Origin of the sequence: Novosphingobium sp., assembly GCF_037133355.1 — a bacterium.
Taxonomy (GTDB): Bacteria; Pseudomonadota; Alphaproteobacteria; order Sphingomonadales; family Sphingomonadaceae; genus Novosphingobium.
On sequence record NZ_JBAXOI010000030.1, the window covers coordinates 1 to 22,579 of the forward strand.

A 22,579-nucleotide genomic window follows, 5' to 3' on the forward strand; every position below is an offset into this window, starting at 1 on the left:
CGGGCAAGGCCCCGGCGCGAGAAGTGCGTCACCGGGCAAAGGTCAGCCTTGGGACGTTGCCAGGTCTTCCGGACGACTTCAAGGATCTGCTAATTCGCGCTGGTCTGTCTCAGTCCTTGCTGTGCGTCTTGTCTGAGGCGGCGCTTGCTGAAACTGCAGCTGGGCTTTGTGATGTCTTCGGGCGTGCCGAAACCGCTGCGGCCATGCTGCTGGACAGTCGGGAGTCCGTCCGAAAGATCGGGTTCAGTCTGCTCGAGCAGTGGGACGATCTTCAATCCACAGATGCCCAGAGGCTTGAAGCCAAGAGGAAGATCACCTACGACCTCAAGCCGTTTCTCGCCCACCTAAAGGACCTCGCGCTCGAGGGCGAAGTGGCTCAAGCCCCCCCTGCCCTTCAGGCAACTGCCTCTGCACATCCAGCGCGCTCCCCACAGGTCAGGAACGCCATACTTCGCCTGCGTGCAGAGCGCACCATCTCTCGCAGACTCAGCAGGGACCTCAACGCTGCGACCGCAGCGCGAGACCGCCTGCAGCAGGAGTCAGACGCCCTGAGATTCGCTCTGCAGAGCAGTCAGGCTCAAGTTCAGACCTTGCGAGGGGAGCTGACCGCTCTGCGCCAGAGCCTTGACCAGCAGATCGCGGCCGGCATTGAGGCTCAGTTGGACGCTCGTCTGCGTCCGTGGCTTGCGGATGCCGAGGCCCTTAGACAGGATGCGGCCTCCCTCGTCGGTCGCGACATCCTCGACCGGGCTGATCTGGTCCTCGAACGCCAGGCCCAGGAGGATGCTCGTTATGGTCTTCTCACACAGCTAAAGGCAGAGTTGGATCGAACAGTCGTCGCCTTGACCCGCGTGCGGCTGGCGATGGTCGAGTCGCTGAAGCCCCTGGATGAGTTGGCGCCTTTGGCCGACAGCTTGGAGGCGCACCGGAAGGAACTGGAGAACCGACTTACCGTGGCTTCGGTTGAGACGGACAACCAGAGTTCTGTTCTGGCTAGGCTTCGTCACACCCTCGCTGCAGCCAAATCGCTGGATGCCATCTCCGAGGTGAGGACTGCCCTTCAGGCAACTGAGTCGTTGGGCCTGCTTTCCTCAGAAGAGACCATCCACGCCTATCGCCTGGTCCACGAGGCTGCTTCACGGGTCTACGACCGATATCTGATCACCCCAGCTAGCGGGCAGCACAGCAAGAGTCTGTCGGGTGTGCCGATGTACGCCTTGCAGAGTGAACTCGTCCGAGGTCGCCCGTGCACGCTCGTAGTCGATGGCCACAACGTGCTGCACAAGTTGCCAACCCTATTCAGGCCGGACTACGAGGCAGGGCTTCCGGGAGCCAAGGCGCGAAAAGCCCTTGAGTCTCGACTGCTGGGGCTCTGCTCCAAGTACCCCACTCTCTCCGTACAGCTCTGGTTCGACGGTCCGGTAGTCGAGGAGCGGGCTGTGACCAGCAATTTCAGGGTGCGCTTCTCTGGAGGAAGCGGCTCCAACCGGGCGGATAGACAGATTGCTGGCTACCTGCAACACCTAAATGCCTCGTCTGCCGAGCAGCTGCGCCTCGTCGTTTCCGCTGACTGCGAGATTTCCCTGCATGCCAAGGCCTCAGGTGCAGATGTCATGGCGCCTTTTGAATTGTCCCTGCTTCTCGAACGGGGGGCCTGAGAATCTGAAGATTAGTGGCCAAGTTGCGGCCAATGATCGTCAGTAACGATCCATCGCCGGTAAGAGACATCAATTGGGCTTCGAACTTTCCAGCGCGCGACAGGCAATCTGAACAATGACTAACCTCTTCTTCGAAAAACCGATCCTCAACTCCCCATACGAGATTCCGACTCGTCACTGGGAGCTTGATCCGTCGGGCCAGCCGACGCAGCAAGTCGCACAGACGCGACGACTCGCCGAATTCATCACGCCGATCCCGAAGCCACGCAAGCAGAAAGGTGGCTCCAAGCAGGACTCACTGCTGTTCGATGAGGGGCACGGGCTTTCCACCCAGGAGCAGCGCTACGACCACACGGCGATCATCAACGCGGTTCGCCAGGAAGTGAACAAGTGGCGGCAACTGCCAGACCCCGCGACCTGGCGTGTGACACCCGAGACCGCGCGCCTCCTGCAGCATTGGCGGCATCACAAGTTCAGCGGTGTCAGACCGTTCTTCTGCCAGGTTGAGGCCGTCGAGACGACGATCTGGCTGACAGAGGTTGCCCCTCAGATGGGCAAGGTCGGGCAGGGTTTCATCGACCATCTGGCAGACGCGAACCGTGACGCCAACCCGAAGCTCTCGCGCTTGGCCCTGAAGCTCGCTACGGGAGCGGGCAAGACGACCGTGATGGCTATGTTGATCGCCTGGCAGGCGATCAACGCTGCTCGAAGGCCAACGAGCAAGAAGTTTACGCACGGCTTCCTGCTTGTAGCCCCTGGTCTGACCATCCGTGACCGACTTCGGGTGCTGCAGCCGAACGACCCTGACAGCTACTACGCCAGTCGCGAACTCGTCCCGAACGACATGCTTGAGGACCTGGCTCGCGCCAAGATCGTCATCACCAACTACCACGCCTTCAAGCTTCGGGAGCGGATCGAGCTGTCAAAGGGCGGGCGCATGCTCCTTGAGGGCAGGACGGGCGAGGAGCTGAACACGCTTGAAACCGAGGGCCAGATGATCCAGCGGGTGATGCCGGACCTTATGGGGCTGAGCAACATCATGGTCATCAACGACGAGGCTCACCACTGCTATCGCGAGAAGCCCGGCGATCTTGACGATGACCTCAAGGGCGATGAGAAGAAGGAAGCCGAGGAGAACAACCAGGCTGCTCGCATGTGGATCTCAGGGCTGGAGGCCGTGAACCGCAAGTTGAAGGTGTCGCGCGTGGTCGATCTATCCGCCACACCGTTCTTCCTGCGGGGCTCCGGCTACGCCGAGGGAACGTTGTTTCCGTGGACCATGAGCGACTTCTCGCTGATGGATGCGATCGAGTGCGGAATCGTCAAGCTCCCGCGTGTACCGGTGGCGGACAACATCTCCAGCGGCGAGATGCCCATGTTCCGCAACCTCTGGGATCACATCGGCAAGAAGATGCCGAAAAAGGGGCGTGGCAAGGCCGACGCACTTGACCCTATGGACCTTCCGGTCCAGTTGCAGACGGCCCTGCAAGCCCTTTACGGCCACTACGAGAAGACCTACGAGCTCTGGGAGAAGGCGGGGATCAAGGTGCCGCCTTGCTTCATCGTCGTGTGCAACAACACCTCGGCGTCCAAGCTCGTCTACGACTACATCTCTGGCTTTACGCGTGACAACCCCGACGGCAGCAAGTCGCACGTTGCTGGCAGGCTGCCGCTCTTCCGGAACCAGGATGAGCACGGCAACGAACTGGGGCGCCCACGAACCCTGCTGATCGACAGCGAGCAGCTTGAGTCAGGTGATGCCCTCGATGAGAAGTTCAGGGCGATGGCTGGACCAGAGATCGAGCGATTCCGGCGGGAGCTGGTGGAGCGAACCCGTGACGCCCAGGCGGGGCAGAACATCAGCGACCAAGAGCTCCTGCGCGAGGTCATGAACACCGTCGGGAAGGCGGGCCGGCTTGGCGACTCCATCCGGTGCGTGGTATCGGTCTCGATGCTGACGGAGGGCTGGGATACGAACACGGTCACCCACGTCCTTGGCGTCCGAGCCTTCGGCACCCAGTTGCTTTGTGAGCAGGTGATCGGTCGTGCTTTGCGTCGGCAATCCTACGACCTGAACGAGGAGGGCCTCTTCAATGTCGAGTACGCCGACGTGCTCGGCATACCCTTCGACTTTGCATCGAAGCCTGTTGTCGCTCCGCCCCAGCCGCCGCGCGAGACCATCCAGGTTAAGGCGGTGCGCCCCGACCGCGACGCACTGGAGATCCGATTCCCTCGCGTGCTGGGCTACCGGGCGGAATTGCCCGAAGAACGTTTGACAGCCGAATTCGGTGAGGACTCGTACATGGAGCTCACTCCGGAGCTTGTAGGGGCCACCATCACGAACAACTCCGGAATCATTGGCGCAGCCGTCAATCTCACCCTAAAGCACACGGAGGACGTCCGCCCATCTCAGGTTGTCTACGAACTCACTTCCCACCTGGTCAACACCAAGTGGCGTGACGGTAACGGTGATCCGCAGCTGCACCTCTTTGGCCAGCTGAAGCGGATTGCGCGACAGTGGATCGACACCTATCTGGTCTGCAAGGGCGGCACCTACCCGGCGCAGCTGGTTTACAAGACCCTGGCCGACATGGCCTGCGAGAAGATCACGGCGGGCATTACCCGGTCGCTGGTGGGTAGCAACCCGATCAAGGCAGTCCTGGACCCGTACAACCCTACCGGAAGCACGGCGCACGTGAACTTCAACACATCGAAGACCGAGCGCTGGGAGACCGACGGCCAGCGGTGCCACGTGAACTGGGTGATCCTGGATAGCGACTGGGAAAGCGAGTTTTGCCGCGTGGCAGAAAGTCACCCGCGGGTGCTGGCCTACGTCAAGAACCACAACCTAGGCCTAGAGGTGCCTTACCGATTCGTGGCGGAGATGCGCAAGTACCGGCCGGACTTCATCGTGCTGGTCGACGACGGTAAGGGCAAAGAAGATCTGCTTAATCTGGTTGTCGAGATCAAGGGATTTCGAGGCGAGGATGCCCGGGTCAAGAAGGAGACGATGGACGTCTACTGGATCCCGGGCGTGAACAATCTCGGAACGCACGGTCGCTGGGCCTTTGCGGAATTCACCGACGTGTGGCAGATGGAGTCTGACTTCGCGACCAAGGTCGAAACGGAATTCAACAAGATGATTGACCGCGCTACCACTGAGCCGGTGAAGGGGAGCAACTGAACATGGCAAACAACTTCAAGTCTGTTGAGGCCTTCAAGCACGACGACGCCAAGCGCAAGAACATCCCCTCGGTCGAGCAGCAGTCCTTCGTTCAGCAAGAGCAGCAGGCCCCCAGGAAGGTGCGCTACCCGCGAAATACGGATCTTGATCCCCAGTTGGTTTGGCGCGGTAAGGATGAACAGGATTGGAGCGATCTTGTGGTCAACGCTCCACCTCTTTACATTCAGGAGAAGGTGCACCCTAAGGCTCTGGTAGATGACCTTTTGCGGCAGTCCCGGGAGAGTGAACACGAGGCGGGGATGATTACCCCAGACCTGTTCTCAGACTTCAATGGCATTCCAAAAGACGCGGACAAGACCGAGTTTTACACCCACGATCAGAACTGGACGAACCGGATGATTCTGGGGGATTCCCTACAAATAATGGCTAGTTTGTCAGAGCGAGAGGGCTTGAGAGGAAAGGTGCAATGTATCTACATCGATCCCCCTTATGGAATAAAGTTTAATAGTAATTTTCAGTGGTCTACCACAAGTCGCGATGTCAAGGATGGCCAAGCAGATCACATTACGCGAGAGCCAGAGCAGGTAAAGGCCTTCCGGGACACTTGGCGCGATGGCATTCACTCGTATTTGACCTATCTTCGGGATCGGCTAACGGTCGTTCGAGATTTGTTGTCAGATACCGGTTCAGTCTTTGTTCAGATTGGCGATGAAAACGTTCATCGAGTTCGCGCCTTAATGGATGAAATTTTTGGCGATAGTAATTTCATTTCAAATATCAGTTTTAGAAGCATGAGTCCGCTGGGCGCGACTAGACTGACAAATGTATACGATCACATTCTTTGGTACGCCAAGAACATCGAGTCCGCAAAGTACAGAAACATCTACCAACCGCGAGCTGTCGAAGATGAGCCTGAGTTTAAGTTTGTTTCTGATGAGGCGGGGTTTGTGTACGATCTAAACTCTGGTCGCACTCCACCAGAAGGGACGAAGCGTGTATTCAAGCGCTCCGTGTTGATGTCCTCAGGCTTCACGCCAACATGTTTCTATAAGTTTCAATTTGAAGGCAAAGAGGTCAGCGCGGCAAATAAGAGTTGGAGGACCAATGCGACCGGAATGGAGCGGCTAATAAAGGCCAATCGCCTAATTAGACTTGGGAGATCGGTATATTTTCGACAATATCATGGCGATTTTGGACTGACTAACCTAGAGAATGTTTGGACTGATACAGCGGCAGGATTTTCTGAAACTAAGACATATGTGGTACAAACTCATCCAAAGATCATACAGCGTTGTATTTTGATGACTACAGACCCCGGCGACCTGGTTATTGACCCAACGTGTGGATCCGGAACGACTGCGTATATTGCAGAGCAGTGGGGGCGGCGCTGGATAACGATGGACACATCGAGAGTTGCATTGGCTCTCGCGCGTGCGCGAATCATGGGCGCAAGATTTCCATATTATTTCCTCGCCGACACTCCTGAAGGTAGATTAAAGGAGGCCGAGGTGACACAGGTTGCGCCGTCTTCGAAAGTCACACACGGATCGCTTCAAATGGGTTTTGTGTACGAACGCAAAGCGCGCGTTTATCTAAGGGATATTGCAAACAATACCGAAATAGATGTTATTTGGGATCGATGGAGTGCGCGGATTTTTGAGGCGTTGGGGCGACTAAACCTTGCGCTGAAGAAGGATTGGAAAGAGTGGGAAGTGCCGTCAGAGCCTAGTGCCAACTGGACACCGGAAGTCAAATCTCTTTACGCCGAATGGCGAGACGCCCGCAAACGGTGTCAAATTGAAATTGACGCATCCATTGCTGCCAAGGCAGAGTTCGAGCACCTCTACGACAGGCCTTATGAAGATCGAGCGCGTGTTCGAGTGGCGGGGCCGTTTACCGTCGAGAGCCTCAGCCCGCATCGGACGTTGGGCGTCGACGAGAACGATGAACTGATCGACAGCGTCAACGAAAGACCGGCGGAGTACAGCGCCAAGCAGACTTTCGAGCAGATGATCCTGGAAAACCTGAAGTCAGCAGGTGTCCAGCAGGCTCACAAAGAGGATCGGATAACTTTCACATCTCTGGTTCCTTGGCCGGGTACGCTGGTCTGTGCCGAAGGCCGGTTCTTCGAGGGACCGGAAGAGGACGGTCGCGAGCGCCGCGCTGCGATCTTTATCGGACCTGAGTTCGGGACAGTGCAGCGGGCTGACCTTGTGGCAGCCGCCAGAGAGGCAGGTGACGCCGGCTTTGACGCCCTGATTGCCTGCGCCTTCAACTACGAAGCCCATGCGACCGAGTTCAGCAAACTCGGAAGAATCCCTGTGCTGAAGGCGCGAATGAACGCCGACCTCCATATGGCCGAGGATCTCAAGAATACCGGCAAGGGCAACCTCTTTGTGATCTTCGGCGAACCGGACATCACGATCTTGCCGCAGGACGATGGGCGTATCTGCGTCAAGGTGAACGGCGTCGACGTCTTCAAGCCTCAGACCGGCGAGGTGGTCAGTGACGGGGCAGACGGCATTGCTTGCTGGTTCATCGACACCGACTACAACGAGGAGAGCTTCTTCGTCCGCCACGCCTACTTCCTGGGAGCGAACGATCCCTACAGTTCTCTCAAGACGACGTTGAAGGCCGAGATCAACGGGGACGCATGGGCGACCCTTAACAGCGACACCTCGCGCCCATTCGAAAAGCCAAAGAGCGGGCGCTTTGCGGTCAAGGTCATAAATCACCTTGGGGATGAGGTGATGAAGGTGTTCAGGATTTGATCCTTGGTGTGTTTATTCGACTTGAGACCGCATCACGGTGTATTTATGGGAACTCCACTAGAAGGCTTTCGATCCAGTTTCTTTTCTTACATGAGACTTCAGGAAATAGGTTTTACGCATCTACGGTGCATAACACGATGGCATGATGGAGTATGGAATTTATTTGTTGTTCCGTCATGGTTCTTGCAGACCACGGATTCAAATACTTCCATTACTTCAAGTAATTATTTCAGGATTTCTATTCCTGATAGAGATCCCGATTTCTTAGGAAACGAAGAAGATCCATTTCATATTGCAAACAGAATTGCATCGTCTGGGCTTATAAATATATATTCAGACTTCAGAACGAACATTAAATACATTAATTGGTGTCGTTATCTAGTAGTTCACATGGCAACTCACAAATCGTCTTTGCCAACTATCTCATTCAATGGAAAAGAGTTTTTAGCGTGGATGAACTATTTTTCTGATGATATGACAGCGAGAATCCGTCCATTAGAAGCATTTGCCCCGCCGCCGCCACTCTCTGAGGATGAAAGGAAGTATAGGACACATTACAATATTCCAGATGTAGCGACAGAGCTTGTTCACGAAGGCTATCGTTGGTTCGGGGTTGGTTCTTCTGGATCTAATTTACCAAAGCGCGATTTCTTAGAGGAGTGGTTTGAAGATACCTGGGCAGGTCGTGAACCTCGATAAATATATAATCTACCAAAATCCAAACTTTTATAACTATGAGGGCGCCCAAATATAATTTGCGCAGTGGCTTGTGCATACCCTTAATCCAATAATTGAGACTCTAGCGCTATTGCAATAGGAGATCGGCTTGGAATTCCGCATAGCAGACACGTTCACAGAAGGCCTTGCGCGCCTCACTGGCGATGAACAGAAGGCGGTAAAGACTACGGCGTTCGACCTGCAGCTGAACCCGGCAAGTCCGGGTCTCAGCCTTCACAAACTGGACAAGGCCAAGGACAAGAACTTCTGGTCGGTGCGGGTCAGTGGCGATCTTCGTGTGATCGTCCACAAGACACAGCGCAGCTTGATGCTGTGCTACGTCGATCACCACGACAAAGCGTACCGGTGGGCTGAACGCCGGAAGTTGGAGACCCACCCGAAGACTGGCGCGGCGCAGTTCGTTGAGGTGCGCGAGCGCGTCGAGGAGATCAAGCCGCCTACGCCACTATCCGAGCCGGCCCCAGCGGGGCGGTTGATGCCTGGCCCAGCTGTGAAGCCAAAGGCAAAGCCTTTGCTTTTCGCCGGTCGGTCCGAAGATGAGCTTCTGAGCTACGGCGTACCGCCAGAGTGGTTGGCAGACGTCATGCTCGCCGATGAGGACTCGGTTCTAGTGTTGGCCGGCCACCTTCCCGCTGAAGCCGCTGAGGCCTTGCTTGAACTCGCGGTGGGCCGCACTCCGGCGCGCCCTGAAGTCGCGGTCAGTGGGGCTGACCCCTTCAGCCACCCTGACGCACAGCGTCGGTTCCGCGTCATGAACGACGTGGAGGAACTGGAGCGGGCGCTCTCGTTTCCCTGGGACAAGTGGACCACCTTCCTTCACCCCGCGCAGCGGCAGTGGGTCGAACGCGAGTATGCGGGTCCAGCGCGGGTTTCGGGATCGGCCGGAACGGGCAAGACGATCGTCGCGCTGCATCGCGCAGTGCATCTCGCACGGCGAAACCCGGATGCACTGGTGCTGCTGACCACGTTTTCGGACACCCTGGCAAATGCCCTGCGGCAGAAGCTACACCGGCTCATCAGCAATGAACCGCGGTTGGCAGAGCGCCTAGAAGTCCAGGCCATGAACGCCGTGGGAACCAGGCTGTACGAGGCGCAATTCGGCAAGTCCAAGCCATTGGATCGAGATCAGCTTCAGGCCTTCCTACGCGAGGAATCAGCGAAGGTTCCGGGCTGGAAGTTCTCGCCGTCATTCGTCCTGAGCGAATGGGACGACCTTGTAGATGCCTGGCAGCTTGGGTCCTGGGAAGACTACCGCGACGTCAGGCGACTAGGGCGAAAGACTCGTCTAAGCGAGGCGCAGCGGGCCATGCTTTGGGGGGTGTTCGCTGGAGTCCAGCAGCGGGTGACCGCCGCTGGACTTCTTACGCATGCCAGCATGTTCACGCGCCTTGCCAGCGCGATGGCAAAGCGTGCTTCGCCCGTCTTTGACTTCGTCGTGATAGACGAAGCGCAGGATGTGAGCGTTGCCCAGTTGCGTTTCCTTGCGGCGGGCGCGGGTCAGCGACCGAATGGACTCTTCTTTGCAGGAGATCTCGGGCAGCGCATCTTTCAGACGCCGTTCTCCTGGAAATCGGTCGGTGTTGATGTTCGAGGGCGTTCCCGCAGCCTGAACATCAACTACCGCACGTCACACCAGATTCGAATGCAGGCCGATCGACTACTCGGGCCAGAGGTTGCCGACGTTGATGGGAATGTCGAGACGCGTAAGGGGACGATCTCGGTTTTCAATGGACCGGCACCTGTGGTGAAGGACTTCAAGTCGGAAGCAGCCGAAGCAGCAGCGGTGGGCGATTGGCTCAAGGATTGCCTCGCCCGGGGTGTCCCTCCCCAGGAGATGGCCATCTTTGTCCGATCGGACGCCCAGATCGGCCGCGCACGCGGGGCAGCCGAGCACGCCGGTCTGCCCTATATGGTGCTGGACGAGAAGGTAGAGAACTCGAAGGCCGCGGTATCGATCTCTGTCATGCATCTGGCCAAGGGACTTGAGTTCCGCGTCGTCGCGGTCATGGCCTGCGATGACGAGGTGATCCCGCTGCAGGGGCGGATCGAAGCCGTCTCAGACAGTTCCGACCTCGAAGAGGTCTACAACACGGAGCGGCATCTGCTCTATGTCGCATGTACGAGAGCGCGTGACCAGCTCTTCGTGTCCGGGATGGAGCCGTCCTCGGAGTTTTTAGAGGATCTCCGGTGAAACTTTTCCCATTTCAGTTTCTCAATTCCTTTTTTGAGCCAAAAGACACTAGAGAAATAATATATACCACTGACGCACTTGAATCGACCCTCTACAGAGATGTACCAAATCTCAGGATTATCAATAAACTGTCAGACTTGCGAATTGGAGAAATGTATATTGAAAAGAAGGGAAAGTTATTTTACGTTTACAAACTTGGGGAAATGAGAACTGCTATATTTGTGAGCAAGAAACCTGAACTGTACAGCGCAATCTTCACTATTAGAAAAATCAAACACGATAGGCGTAATTACAAATAATTAAATACAATACCAGCTAACTCGTAAAGTAATTTTATTGATGCATATTTTATATTGGCGATCTCCAATACTGATAGAAAATCACTTTGAGCTATTTTACTCTCATAGTATTCTTTGTGGCATTAGTTAAACGCCCAGCAATTAGGTCTTGATCCGTAATTTGTGAAAGAGAGATAAAAAGATGGCACTCTGGCTGGTACGTGCAGGCAAATACGGAGACCATGAGGTCAGGTTTCTTGAGGACAAGAAGGTCTACCTGACTTTCAGTGACATCACCGAGGATGATCTCGGCGGGCTCAAGGACTATGAAGCCGTTCGCAAGTTCATGGCGGAGAAACATCCGAGCGAATCAACGCGCAAGATTGGCAACTGGTCGGGCCAGGTCTGGGCGTTTTCGGTCGGCATGAAGCCTGGGGACTGGGTGGTACTCCCTAGCAAGTTGTCGCCAACCATTGCTGTGGGCGAGGTTACTGGGGGCTATGTATTCGACGCAAAAGCCGATCAGCTCTACCGCCACTCGCGAGCGATCAATTGGATTAACACGGCGGTGCCACGCAGCTCGTTCGACCAAGACTTGCTGTACTCGATGGGGGCTTTTCTGACTGTGTGCGAGATCAAGCGCAACGATGCAGAAAAGCGGATACGTGCCATGGCGAAAGCGAACTGGAACTCCGTCCAGGTCAGCCAGAAGGTGTCACTACCTACCAACACATCCGGAAACCAAGAGACGGAGACGGTAGAGGTTGACCTTGAAGAACTGGCGCGAGACGCGATCGCCAAGCTCATAGTCCAGCGATTTAAGGGCCACGGCATGGCCCGCCTCGTTGAGGCGATCCTGAAGGCCCAGGGTTTTGCAACCTATCGAAGCCCGGAGGGACCGGATAAGGGAATCGACATCCTGGCGGCAGGCGGTGCTTTCGGATTCGAGAGCCCCCGCATCTGCGTGCAGGTCAAGTCCGGCGACAGCCCGGCCGATCGACCAGAGTTCACCCAGCTCATCGGCGCGATGCAGAGTGTCGGCGCAGATCAGGGGCTATTTGTTTCATGGGGCGGCTTCAAGCCCACCGTTCTCAAGGAAGTTCCAAACCAGTTCTTCAAGGTGAGGGTGTGGAACGAAAACGACCTGATCGAGCAGTTGCTGACCAACTACGACAAACTCGATCAAGACGTACGCGCTGACCTGCCGTTGAAGAAGATCTGGATGGTCGCTTCGCCGGACGAGTGATGGTTGGCTGTCGAATCGATGTGAGCTTCGTGCCTCACGCGATCGGACAGGAGAGCAGTAAGGACACTCATGCCTGACTCACGACTAACCCCCCAGGAGCAGCTGGCACTGGTAAGGCGCAGGTTGAATGAGCCTGCGCCAAGTAGCAGCTCGCAGGATCCCACTGCACTCCCCGCAGGCTCATCGCCAGCACCCGGAGCTGCACCTCGGGGACCGGTGGTGGAGCGTCCGAACCGAACCTTTACGCCAGGCCCCCAAGCGGTTGCCAGTACGGTTACGCCGAAGGCGTCAGTAGCTCAGACAGTTAGTCAGGTACCAATACCCTCAAGCGGTGGCGACGATGTCCTACCGATGCGGACACCTACGGCTGTGGCAAGACCAGAGCCACCCAGCCAGCCCCCCCAGCCGCCAAGAGATGGCGTCGTTTCTGAACCTGAATTGGACGTCCTCGTTGAACTCGAGCAGAGCTTGAATGAACGCGAGCGACAACTAGAAGAAAAGACCGAATCACTCGAATGGGATCAACTAGGACTCAAGATAGCCGCAGATCATTTGGCTAGAGACAAGCAGAAGTGGGGGCTAGATCTCGAAAGCCGAAAGCTCGAACTGGAGGCCATCCATGAATCACAGGTTGAGACGGACGCCAAGCTTTGCGAGCGCGAGGAGGATGTCAGGCGACGCAAGACAAAAGTGGAAGCTGATGCGCGCGCCAATTGCGCGTTGAAGAAGCAGCTAGACGATCAGGCGGAGCAACAAGCTGCGAGAGACGCCGAACTGGGGCAGCGCGAAAACAGCGTAAAGGCCAGGGAGCTTAGAGTCACAGCAGCTGCGACTCGGCATCGAAATCGCCTGCAAGAGTTAAGGTCTGCGCGGGAAGAAATTGAGCTTCTTCGCAAGCAGGTGACCACCCTTACTACCTCGCGCAAACGTCTTCAGACCAAGTTTGAAAACGCCACGGCTGCGCTATCCGTAGCGGTTCGTATTGCCAGCTGGGATGTGGCGCGGTGGATGCTCAGCGGCATTGAGGTTGACTTCGAGGACTTTGCGGACAAGGTGGCTTTCAGCGGCGACGGCCCGTTCCTCCAATCAGATCTCGAAAGCTCTGCACGAGAGCTCGGGCTGAGAGTCGGGCGTTGCGGGGCACGAAACGCCGCCAAGATCCTCATCGTTGGTCGCGACGGGTGGGACCAGCAAGCAATCCAAGCGCATCTGGACGCGGCCGGGGAAGACGAGCTGTTTGTCTTCCCTCAGGAGCTCTGGATCGCGTCAATGCTGATCAGCTACAACCCATTCAGATGTCTAGATGAAGAGACCTGCCGAAGCGCCGTGGAATCCTTTGGCGAGGGGCACCCCGTAATTGAATGGCTTCGTGGCTTGGAGTTTCCTTGGCCCGAGTTCCAGGTCTCAGACGATGCGCCCAGTACGGCACTGGAGCAACAGGTGAAAGCCTCTCCCCTGGTCAGGCTGGAGTACAGAGTTGGAACGACGAACGGCCAGCCCACCAAGGAGCGGCGACGCATCTTGAGCGAGGCCTTCAGTACTGACGACCTCCCGAAGGCTGATTTCCGCGACGGCGTCCGTCCGGCAATGCAACGTGAGTACATGCAGTCCTGGGGCAGCTCCTCCTCCAGAAAGCGACTTCGCCGGATCGCTTGGCACCTGGCCATGCTTATCAGCATGCACTCCAGGCAGCAAAACCTTGAAACAGCCGTCGAGGAGTGGCAGGCAGACTTGGCCTGGCTTCGCAAGAGCTACTACTCATCCGCTATGAGGTTCAGGTGGCCGTGACCGGTCAACTGGCTATCAGAGACCAATCCACACTCGATGATCTGTTTCAAGCGATCAACGGCAGATGTGCGACTGTCGTTCGCCTCTGCACGAATCATTGATTCACGGGACTGCTCAGAGCCGCCTGCTCAAGACGCTTTGCGGCGATGACGCAAACTGCCGGGATCAGCTTCCGGAAAGCTGGTCCGGTAAGTACATAGCCCGTGTAGAGAAGCGCCAGCGCCGCTCCTACCGGCCCCGCCCAGCCAGCGGCCGCCATCAGTGCCCCAGCCGTGCCGAAGCCAAATACTGCCCCAGCGGCAGCCAGGTGGCCCGATGTCAATATGACTGCCTCCAAAATGATCCATTGCAGAAAGTTGAGCCCGATCACCCCCGCTATGCCAGGTCCGGCAAGTACAAGGCCGCCCACCGTGCCGCCAACGTCCATCGCTGCAAACTTGACGAAGTCAAAAACCTCATCGAATGCAACTTTCTTATCGATCCCGCGCTCGCGTAGCTGACTCTCGATTCGACTGGCGAGGCCCTCTTTCTGTTCTCTAGACATCTTCTCAATCGACTTCTCCAAGACCTTAAAGAGTATGGGTCGCTCAATCTCTGAAACAGCAGAATCAGCCGGCGCAGGGAGTTTTAGCCTCTTTGCGACCATTCGGACGATTTCCGAATAGGGTATCGGCCTAGCCCATGGCAACGAACGCGATGCGGCGGTACTGAACTCGTGAGCGACAAGTCTGCGAAGACTTTGAGCATCCAGAGTGTCGTGATCGGTTCGTTTGAAGGCTTGAGTGACCAGAGCCTTCAACTCATCGCGACTCATATTTTCTAGGACTGTGGCGAGCCAGAAATCAATTTCCGTAAATTCTTCAGTCACACTGAAATCTCCTTGACCCGCTCACTTTAGGGCACCCACCCCAATGATACGACACCGGCACATTTGTCTATCAAGACGTCATATATTTAAATTGAAGGCTAATTCAATAAGCTACAGACCAACCTTCCTATGTGGAACAGCCGGGTACTGTCGGGAGCAAAGGGGCTACAGAAACCCAATTTACTCGTTGATATGCGATGCCTTGAACTTGCGTTCCAGATCACTTGCTAGTGCCCATCCAGCCGCCTCCAGTATCACAACTGCAATGCTAGGGGCAACAAGCGAGCCCAACCCGGGAACCAACTTGGACAACTCCTTTGCCATCGTCCGAATTGGCTGCTTGAGCATGGTGTTCTTCATAGTCGCCAACGCCAGCGCCTTCGCAGCTTCTTCGGTGATATTGCCACCAAAGACGGCGCACAGGCTCATGGTCATAGTCGTCATCGTGACTACATCAACCGCGATTCCCAGACCAGGCAAGGGTACAGCATTGCCCGCTGCGGCTACGGCCGCATGGCTATGAATGATGGTGCGGCACTTGGTCTTCTGATCTTCGGTCATTCCCTACATCTCCACAAATGTACTTTTGCACTTCTGGGCACAGTTCGAACATGGGGCGATGCTATTCTGCCCCATGTTTTTAGGGAAGCCTAGCTGTGCGCTCCGAATCGTTACTGTTTCATATAGTTAACTGGTAATGATGGGAGGAGTTTCATACAAGCCCGCCCGGTTACTGACTTTGGATGAAATCTGTTTTACGCACATCTGACAGCATATTCTTTAATAATCAGACTATATCCTTGCGATATCATATAATGCACTAATTCTTCTTAACCACGAGTTGTTCGCTGGTTCAAAATGAGTGACTTTTGCTGCTGGAACTCGGTATCAGTTAATATTCCTCGATCACGAAGAGATGCCAACTTTTCCAACTCTTCAGATATTGCAATTGATGAGCTGGCCGAAGGGCTTGAAGAGGCTGCTTCGCTTGGTGCTGCTACAGCGGCCAGAGCCCTTATTGATTCTAATTGCCTCTGATGCTCTTCCTTTCGAAACTGCTCTTGCCGAGCTTCTTCCGATTTATTGCTTAAGGCTAGTAGGATAGCAAAAGAAATTAAAGGCGACATCACCAGTGACAGCAAGAAGAAACCAAATCCACTGCGCCCCCTAGAACTAGCTATGGTACCAACCAAAATTGCCAGCGGGATCCAGAACAGCCAAAAGAGAGACATAGAAAATTCCTTATTGTGTACGACACTAATAGCCTAAAGTATTAACCGATCGAATGATACGTAGTTGAAGATGATGCCAGAGAAGTTTGGACTTCTTGCTGTCTTTTACACGAAATCTATCAGCGTGACTAGACAGGGTAGATGTGGGGGCGATTTCAAGTCCGAAGTGCAACAGCCACTTCAGTGGATGGAAGTTGAGGGTTGATGGGCTGCTTTGAGCATTGCGGCGAACACCTCCAGCGGCGAGTGGAAGGCATGCGTGGCGCGGGGTCGATTGTTCAGGCTGTCGGCAATGTCGTCGAGTTCGGCCTGCGTGTGGACGGACAGATCGGTGCCCTTGGGCAGGTACTGCCGCAACAGCCCGTTGGTGTTCTCGCAGGAGCCACGCTGCCAGGGGCTGTGGGGGTCGCAGAAGTACACCTTGACGCCCGTGCTCGCGGTGAGTTCACGGTGGCGCGCCATCTCCTTGCCTTGGTCGTAGGTCAAGCTGTGGCGCATTGGCGCGGCGATCGAATTCAGCTTGGCAGAAAAGCCCGCCAGCGCGGAGGCTGCCGTCGCATCGTCCATCTTGGCCAGCAGCACCAGGCGGCTCGTGCGCTCGACGAGCACACCCACGGAGGACTTGTTGCCAGCGCCTTTGATGAAGTCACCCTCCCAGTGGCCTGGCATGACGCGGTCCTCGATCTCGGGCGGACGCACATGGATGCTGACCATGTCGGGGATCGTGCCGCGCCGGTCCACGCCGCGCTTGCGAGGCATGCGTGTGCTGCGACCGTGGCGCAGGCAGGCGATGAGCTGGCGGCGCAGCTCACCGCGCGGATGTGCATAGATGGCCGTGTAGATCGACTCGTGCGAGATGTGCATGGTCGGATCATCAGGCCAGACACGCTTGAGCACGCCGGCAATCTGCTGGGGCGACCACTTCCAGTCCAACATGGTCAACACGGTGCCCCACAGGACGTGATCTTGATGGAGCTTGGCCGCAGGGCGCGCCTGGATTCGTCGCGACCGGCTCAGCGCCTGCGCCGGCAGGCTCGCGTAGGACCCGTCACTGCCAACGTTGCGGGCAAGCTCACGGCTGATGGTCCCGGGCGAGCGCCCCAGCGCACGGGCTATGGCCCTCACGCTCGAACGCGCCTGACGCAGGCTCGCAATCGTCATGCGCTCCTCAGGCTGAAGCTGTCGGTATGTCGTACTGGTTTGCATCTGTGCACCTTACCCGAGGCGAGGTGTTGCACTTCAGATTTGAGGCCGTCGCAACCAAGCGGGAGCTGCGTCGGCCCTCCCAACAACGGAGGGCCGAGTTGTTTCAGACGACCTTAGACGCAGCCACGATCCAGGCGTATCGCGAGACCGAGTACCGCGTAGCAGGTGACCAGCCGTTCACGCTGCGCATCGGCGAGGCCTCGCCAGAGATTCAGGCCTTGCTTACACGCCGGCGCGGCGAGCCCTGCGCCTAGATCACGGCGTGCAACCCGTTCAGCCAGACAGTCTCATCCAGCGAGAACGCGGCTCGCCATGCCCAGCTTGGCGCCGAACTCAGCAAGCGCGGCCTCGTCCATATCGAAGGCATCGGCCAGCATCCGACCAACGACTGGCCAGGTGAGCCGAGCTACCTGATCGTCGGACTGGATCTCGAAGCCGCCCGGACCTTGGGTAACCGACTCGAGCAAAACGCCATCGTCTGGATCGGCGCAGACGCTGTGCCGGAGTTGGTCTTGCTGAAGTGAACAGTTTTCCGGGTCTGGTCCGCCCGTCCTGCGTGTAGCGGGACGAAAGGACTGGGGGGATTTGATCCAGATTGCCGCCCCCGACGCACCGTCGAATGCGGCTAAACAGGAGAGTTTTCATGACTACCGCACTCATCCACCAGGGCCCCGCCTACGAGCTTTCAATCGACATCGACTCAAGCGCCTACGGGCACCACCTGAAGTTCGTGACCTTTGTGCCCACGGCGCGAAACCCTGAACCTCAGGTGAAGTTCCAGGCCAACCTTTCACGGGCGGAGCTGGCCGAGTTGCACGCCGAGATCGGCCGTGCTCTGGCTGGCCAAGCTGTACGCGCATCCAGATCACCTGGTGAGCCAGTGGCTCCATAAAGTACCCCACAAGACTGCAGATCAGTTCCACCACCCCGGGGCGAGTTCGCCGAATTGCAGGCCCCGAACGGTCTTTCGACCGACCTACTGCTAAAGAGGAGATTCAGATGGATCTTTCGAGCTACGCGCTCTACCCGCACCAGGTCTCTGGCGTGGAGTTCCTGGCCCGCCGCGGCCGCGCCATCCTGGGCGACGACATGGGCTTGGGCAAGACCCGCCAGGCCATCATTGCGATGAAGGAAGCCGCCCCCGCGGGTGTCTTCCTGATCATTTGCCCAGCCTCGCTCAAGCTCAACTGGGCGCGCGAAATCAGCCTCGTTGACCCATCCGCTCGGATCGAAGTGCTGGGCGTTGCGGGCTATGACCACCCGCAGCCGCAGTGGGTGATCGTCAACTACGACCTCCTGTCCCGACACGGCGAAAGGCTGCGCTGCGTGCCCTGGACCGGGGTGGCTCTGGACGAAGCGCACTTCATCAAGAACGCCAGCCAGCGATCCTCGCAGGCGCTCAAGATCCTGGGCGTGTCTGATGACAAGCGAGCAGGCGTCTCAGGCCCGCGCCTGGTGTTCCTGCTCACCGGAACGCCCATGCCAAACCGGCCACGGGACCTGTTCAACCTGCTGCGGGCGGTGGGGCACCCCGCAGCGCGCAGCTTCATCTCGTTTGCTCGCCAGTACTGCGGCGCCTACCGCAACAACTATGGCTGGGTGACTGACGGCGCCTCAAACCTCACCGAACTCAACCTGCTGCTCAAGGAGGTGATGCTGCGGCGCAAGAAGGATGAGGTGCTCGATCTGCCGCCCAAGATCCGCTCCTGGGTGCCGGTGCAGATCACGGTCGACGCGGCCTGGAACGCCAACGAGGGGTTCCTGAACTGGTTTTTAGGCTCTGACGCCAGTCGCCCCAATGACACAGAGTTCCTGGCGCGCATCACGAAGCTGCGCGTGGCGCTGCACAAGGCCAAGCACGCGGCATGTGCCGAGCGCATCAAGGACGTGGTGGCCAGCGGCCAGAAGGTTCTCGTCTTCACCTCCTACACCGAGGGCATCACCCGGCACAAGAAGACGCTGGGCGATCAGGCCGTCACCATCACGGGGGCGGACAACGCCAAGCAACGAATGGAGGCGATGGACGCTTTTCAGAAGGATCCCAAGGTCACGGTGGCGCTGTGCAACCTGATCGCCGGCGGCGTGGGCCTGAACTTGACGGCCGCCACCCACGTGATCTTCCAGGATCTGGACTGGGTGCCGGCCAACCACCTGCAGGCGGAGGACCGCTGCTACCGCATCGGCCAGGACAAGCAGGTGACAGTGGAGTACCTGCTGGCCAGTGGCACCCTGGACACCTACATTGCCCGGCTGCTGGAGGCCAAGCTCAAGCTTGTACAGGCCGTGGAAGCGGACGAAGTGCCCGACGCCTCGATCCTGAAGGACCTGCAGGAAGAGCTCACCCGGCTTGGGCCCGCGCTGTTGCAGGAAGCCAAGGCCGCGCGAGCTGTGGGCCAGGAAGGATCGCGCCTGGACATCATCGGAGAGATGGTTGCGGCCTTGCCATCCGACGCTCCTCTACTGGAAACTGGTTCGTGGGAGTTTGCGAGCTCCAAGGATCCGAAGAAGGTCTACACCGTGACCTTTGGTCGCGGTGGGCACTTGCAGTGCTCGTGTCCGGGGTTCGAGTACCGGGGGGAGTGCAAGCATGTGAGAGACGTGCGTAAGACGGCGCTTGCGAACTGACAGGGGGAGAACAATGACTACACGCTGCTCGATTGAGCTCTACGACAAGCCCGTCTCGACTTCACTTGAAGACCTCGACGGCTCACCGCTGGATATCTTCTACGCCTTGGGGATCGTGAACCCCTTCGGCCCGACGCTCACCTTTGTGGCCGCCGCCGGCAACCCGTCCCCCGGGACTGCGCTGCCTCTGGTCAAGGTCATGCTCAACCCATTCAGCCAGACGGTCGAGCAGGTCGGCCGGTTCAAGGTGGGCGACACCTGGAATCCAATGAGAGACCTTGAGCCACTGGTGGAGCTGGACTACGGGAGTTGCCCCACCCTGCTGTTCATCACCAACCAGGTCGACGCCGAGACGCGCGGCCAGCTGGCCGCCAAACTCCTGTCGAGCTTCGGCGACGAGGCGGTGCAAGTCTGGGACAGCGTGGAGCGGCACTACGGCGACCCATGGAGCCGAGTATCGGAATCGATGTCCGGGGGCTCCGGCGAACGCGAAGGGCTGGATCCACAAGACGCAGCCGAGCACCTGGCTGAGGCCCTCTTCGACCCCCTTCACGTTCGGCCCGAGCTCCAGGCGTTCTTCTACGCGTGGAAGGGCTCGATCCAGGAGACCGGCATCAGCAAGCAGTTGAAGGCCCTGGCAATGGAGCTCGAGGAGTTCCAGGAATTCTTCTTCGACCGCGTCGTCCCGGGGGTGTGGCTGCCTGATTTGTCCGAGTCCGATGAGTCCGAATCGGACGCGCGGACCGAACCCAAGGCCAAGCCCCCAGAGCGGCTACAGCTCGAAAGCCTCGACGACCTTGAGCGCATCGTCAGCTCTGGCGAATGGAAGGACTATGGCGAAGAGCGCCTCTTGGATCTCCTGCGAGCACTGTTCTTCGTCTACGGCGCCTCCAGCGACACCGCGCGGGTACAGGCCATCGGGACCATCTACAGACACGCAGTTGCAAGCGGGATGGACGCGGACACCAGGATGCTGCTCGAAAACGAGATGGGCCAACTCATCGACGCCGACAAGGTCGGACCGGTGGTGTTCATACCCTTCCTCGTGCTCGAAGACGAGATGTCCATTGTCACCAAAGCCACGATCGACTTCCTCTCTTCGTCGGGCTACGTCAAGGATGAGCTCTACGCGATCACCGAGATTCGTAACCTCTTCAAGCACGCTGCGATTGCCGACCGGGGCGGCGTCTTCGGTGCGTTGGTCACCATTGGAGACCAGGAGGTGCTTGAGCTCGCCCAGGAACTCAAGCCTCTGCTCACCACCGAGGAGGTTCGCCGGGCCGCACGGGTGCACACGGCCTTTCCCCAGCACCACGCGATCCAGTTCTGGCTCGAGTGGTGCAAGGAGCTGGTGCAGAGCCCAGCACACGAGGATCAGGCCAAGTTCGGCGCGTGCGCATCGGCCCTGATCCTGGTCCTGGAGCAAGCCCAGGTCAACAAGGTGAGCGCTGGCAAGCGCAACTTCCCTTGCCAGAACAGTGTTCCTGCCATAACGATCGAGCGCGAGTGGACCACTGAGCAGTATGCGGAACTCCTAGCTTCCGATCTATACAGGCTGGAGAGCATGGAGACTGCCCCGCGCATCTTCTCCAACGTTCTGCACAACTGGGGCCTGTTGCCCCAGGCGCTGATCACTGAGCAGTTCATCCCGCCAGCAAACAGCCGCAAGCAGCCAGACAAGCCGCTTAGGGATCTGAGCCCGCGGTCGAAAACCAAGCCGCCGCGTGGGTTCCTTTCGCGACTGTTTGGATCAGATTGAGGGCCTGGTCACTTCGGTGGCATACAGAAGCGATCCGGCAAGACTATCTCAGGAGTGTGAGTGCCGTGAATGATGATGAAGAAGAGAACGAGGAAGTCGGGCTCAGATGGCGGCTCAGGATGGCAGTTCAAAACCTGCAGTTTGCGGCGCGCTCTAAAGGCATCGAGCTAGGCCCCATCTCAGGCGAGCGAATCCTTGAGATGGCCGATCGCGGCGAACTCAAGGAAGTCGCCGCTGCTGTGGCTGGAGTGCGCGCTGTGCTGGACCCCCTCAGCGCGCTGCTGGCCTACGTAGATGAGGAACAGCGAGTTTGCCCGAAGCCTCAGATATGGAACCGCCTGTTCGACCTGCTGCCCGAAAAGCGCAGGGTGGGCAACGGCTGGGAGCCGCCTCTACCGCTCATCTTGGCCGCCTGGGACAACACAAGTGACCTTGAAAAGCGCGAGCGGTTTCACCTGCATATCCGCTGGGCGACAGACCACGGGGCCCTTAAGCAGGTCAATCGTTTCATACGAGACATCCCGGCCGACCAGTGGCACTGCATAGAGTCCTGAAGGGCCCCGCCGAGAGTTCGCAAGCAAAACCGGGATGAGTAGGGCCATATGCGATAGATCCAACCGGCTTCCGAATGGGCAGTTACCAAGATCGTGGCGCGCAGGCGCTGATAAAGGACATCATGGGCTTTCGATTCCAAAAGCGCATTCGCCTCTTCAAGGGTCTGACCCTGAACCTCAGCAAGTCAGGCACTTCCTGGACGGTGGGCGGCCCAGGGGCCTCGGTCAATGTGCGGGGCGACAAGGTCACGCGCACGGTGGGTGTGCCGGGCACCGGCCTGTCCTACCGGGAGACGCTGGTGGACGGCCAGCCTGAAGGCGCCGACCCTCCTAGCGAAAAGCCCGTGCGGGGCAATCCGTGGCGCGGGCTGCTGTGGATCATCCTGATCGTGCTGGCCCTGGTGTGGGTCTTCAAGTAACTGTGCTGTCCTGGTAGCAGAGCTGCTCCTCTGGCGTCTGCCCTGCCGGCTCACCACATCAG

The 22,579-nt window shown here is 57.8% G+C and carries 17 protein-coding genes; 12 read left to right on the top strand and 5 right to left on the bottom strand.

The features are described 5' to 3' along the window. The 7 genes from WCL10_RS19365 to WCL10_RS19395 all read left to right on the top strand — a co-directional run. A partial coding sequence (locus tag WCL10_RS19365; protein WP_336897289.1) for an NYN domain-containing protein occupies positions 1 to 1,658 on the top strand: 1,658 nt, incomplete at its 5' end. 115 nt (positions 1,659 to 1,773) lie between these two features. Continuing rightward, positions 1,774 to 4,842 (top strand): DEAD/DEAH box helicase family protein, encoded by a 3,069-nt coding sequence (locus WCL10_RS19370; protein WP_336897290.1) that lies wholly within the window; start codon positions 1,774 to 1,776, stop codon positions 4,840 to 4,842. A 2-nt stretch (positions 4,843 to 4,844) separates the two neighbouring features. Next, entirely contained in the window at positions 4,845 to 7,613 is a 2,769-nt protein-coding gene (locus WCL10_RS19375; protein WP_336897291.1) for a site-specific DNA-methyltransferase, read from the top strand. A 183-nt stretch (positions 7,614 to 7,796) separates the two neighbouring features. Beyond that, entirely contained in the window at positions 7,797 to 8,312 is a 516-nt protein-coding gene (locus tag WCL10_RS19380; RefSeq protein ID WP_336897292.1) for a hypothetical protein, read from the top strand. 127 nt (positions 8,313 to 8,439) lie between these two features. Further along, entirely contained in the window at positions 8,440 to 10,542 is a 2,103-nt protein-coding gene (locus tag WCL10_RS19385; protein ID WP_336897293.1) for a 3'-5' exonuclease, read from the top strand. A gap of 480 nt (positions 10,543 to 11,022) precedes the next feature. After that, entirely contained in the window at positions 11,023 to 12,066 is a 1,044-nt protein-coding gene (locus WCL10_RS19390) for a restriction endonuclease (protein WP_336897294.1), read from the top strand. 438 nt (positions 12,067 to 12,504) lie between these two features. Then, a complete protein-coding gene (locus tag WCL10_RS19395; protein WP_336897295.1) occupies positions 12,505 to 13,854 on the top strand; it encodes a hypothetical protein in 1,350 nt (449 codons plus the stop codon). Between the two features lie 94 nt (positions 13,855 to 13,948). Here WCL10_RS19395 and WCL10_RS19400 read toward each other — a convergent pair whose 3' ends face one another. The 5 genes from WCL10_RS19400 to WCL10_RS19420 all read right to left on the bottom strand — a co-directional run bounded on the left by WCL10_RS19400 (position 13,949) and on the right by WCL10_RS19420 (position 17,627). Further along, positions 13,949 to 14,722 carry a hypothetical protein gene (locus WCL10_RS19400; RefSeq protein ID WP_336897296.1) on the bottom strand — a complete coding sequence of 258 codons (774 nt, stop codon included), beginning with the start codon at positions 14,720 to 14,722 and terminating at the stop codon, positions 13,949 to 13,951. A gap of 180 nt (positions 14,723 to 14,902) precedes the next feature. Then, positions 14,903 to 15,283 (bottom strand): hypothetical protein, encoded by a 381-nt coding sequence (locus tag WCL10_RS19405; protein WP_336897297.1) that lies wholly within the window; start codon positions 15,281 to 15,283, stop codon positions 14,903 to 14,905. Between the two features lie 269 nt (positions 15,284 to 15,552). Beyond that, entirely contained in the window at positions 15,553 to 15,954 is a 402-nt protein-coding gene (locus WCL10_RS19410) for an SHOCT domain-containing protein (protein ID WP_336897298.1), read from the bottom strand. A gap of 180 nt (positions 15,955 to 16,134) precedes the next feature. Then, positions 16,135 to 17,160, bottom strand: a complete 1,026-nt coding sequence (locus tag WCL10_RS19415) for an IS30 family transposase (protein ID WP_336897299.1) — start codon at positions 17,158 to 17,160, stop codon at positions 16,135 to 16,137. 287 nt (positions 17,161 to 17,447) lie between these two features. Continuing rightward, on the bottom strand, positions 17,448 to 17,627 hold the full coding sequence (locus tag WCL10_RS19420; protein WP_336897300.1) for a hypothetical protein: 180 nt from the start codon (positions 17,625 to 17,627) through the stop codon (positions 17,448 to 17,450). Positions 17,628 to 17,803: 176 nt separating this feature from the next. Between WCL10_RS19420 and WCL10_RS19425 the strand changes: the two genes are divergently transcribed. The 5 genes from WCL10_RS19425 to WCL10_RS19445 all read left to right on the top strand — a co-directional run bounded on the left by WCL10_RS19425 (position 17,804) and on the right by WCL10_RS19445 (position 22,517). After that, complete coding sequence (locus tag WCL10_RS19425; RefSeq protein ID WP_336897301.1) at positions 17,804 to 18,052, top strand: hypothetical protein; 249 nt, start codon at positions 17,804 to 17,806, stop codon at positions 18,050 to 18,052. A gap of 107 nt (positions 18,053 to 18,159) precedes the next feature. Beyond that, on the top strand, positions 18,160 to 19,785 hold the full coding sequence (locus WCL10_RS19430) for a DEAD/DEAH box helicase (RefSeq protein ID WP_336897302.1): 1,626 nt from the start codon (positions 18,160 to 18,162) through the stop codon (positions 19,783 to 19,785). Positions 19,786 to 19,798: 13 nt separating this feature from the next. Further along, positions 19,799 to 21,544 (top strand): hypothetical protein, encoded by a 1,746-nt coding sequence (locus tag WCL10_RS19435; RefSeq protein ID WP_336897303.1) that lies wholly within the window; start codon positions 19,799 to 19,801, stop codon positions 21,542 to 21,544. A 65-nt stretch (positions 21,545 to 21,609) separates the two neighbouring features. Then, positions 21,610 to 22,098 carry a hypothetical protein gene (locus WCL10_RS19440; RefSeq protein WP_336897304.1) on the top strand — a complete coding sequence of 163 codons (489 nt, stop codon included), beginning with the start codon at positions 21,610 to 21,612 and terminating at the stop codon, positions 22,096 to 22,098. A 74-nt stretch (positions 22,099 to 22,172) separates the two neighbouring features. Then, positions 22,173 to 22,517 (top strand): DUF4236 domain-containing protein, encoded by a 345-nt coding sequence (locus tag WCL10_RS19445; protein ID WP_336897305.1) that lies wholly within the window; start codon positions 22,173 to 22,175, stop codon positions 22,515 to 22,517. The last annotated feature ends 62 nt before the right edge of the window (positions 22,518 to 22,579 follow it).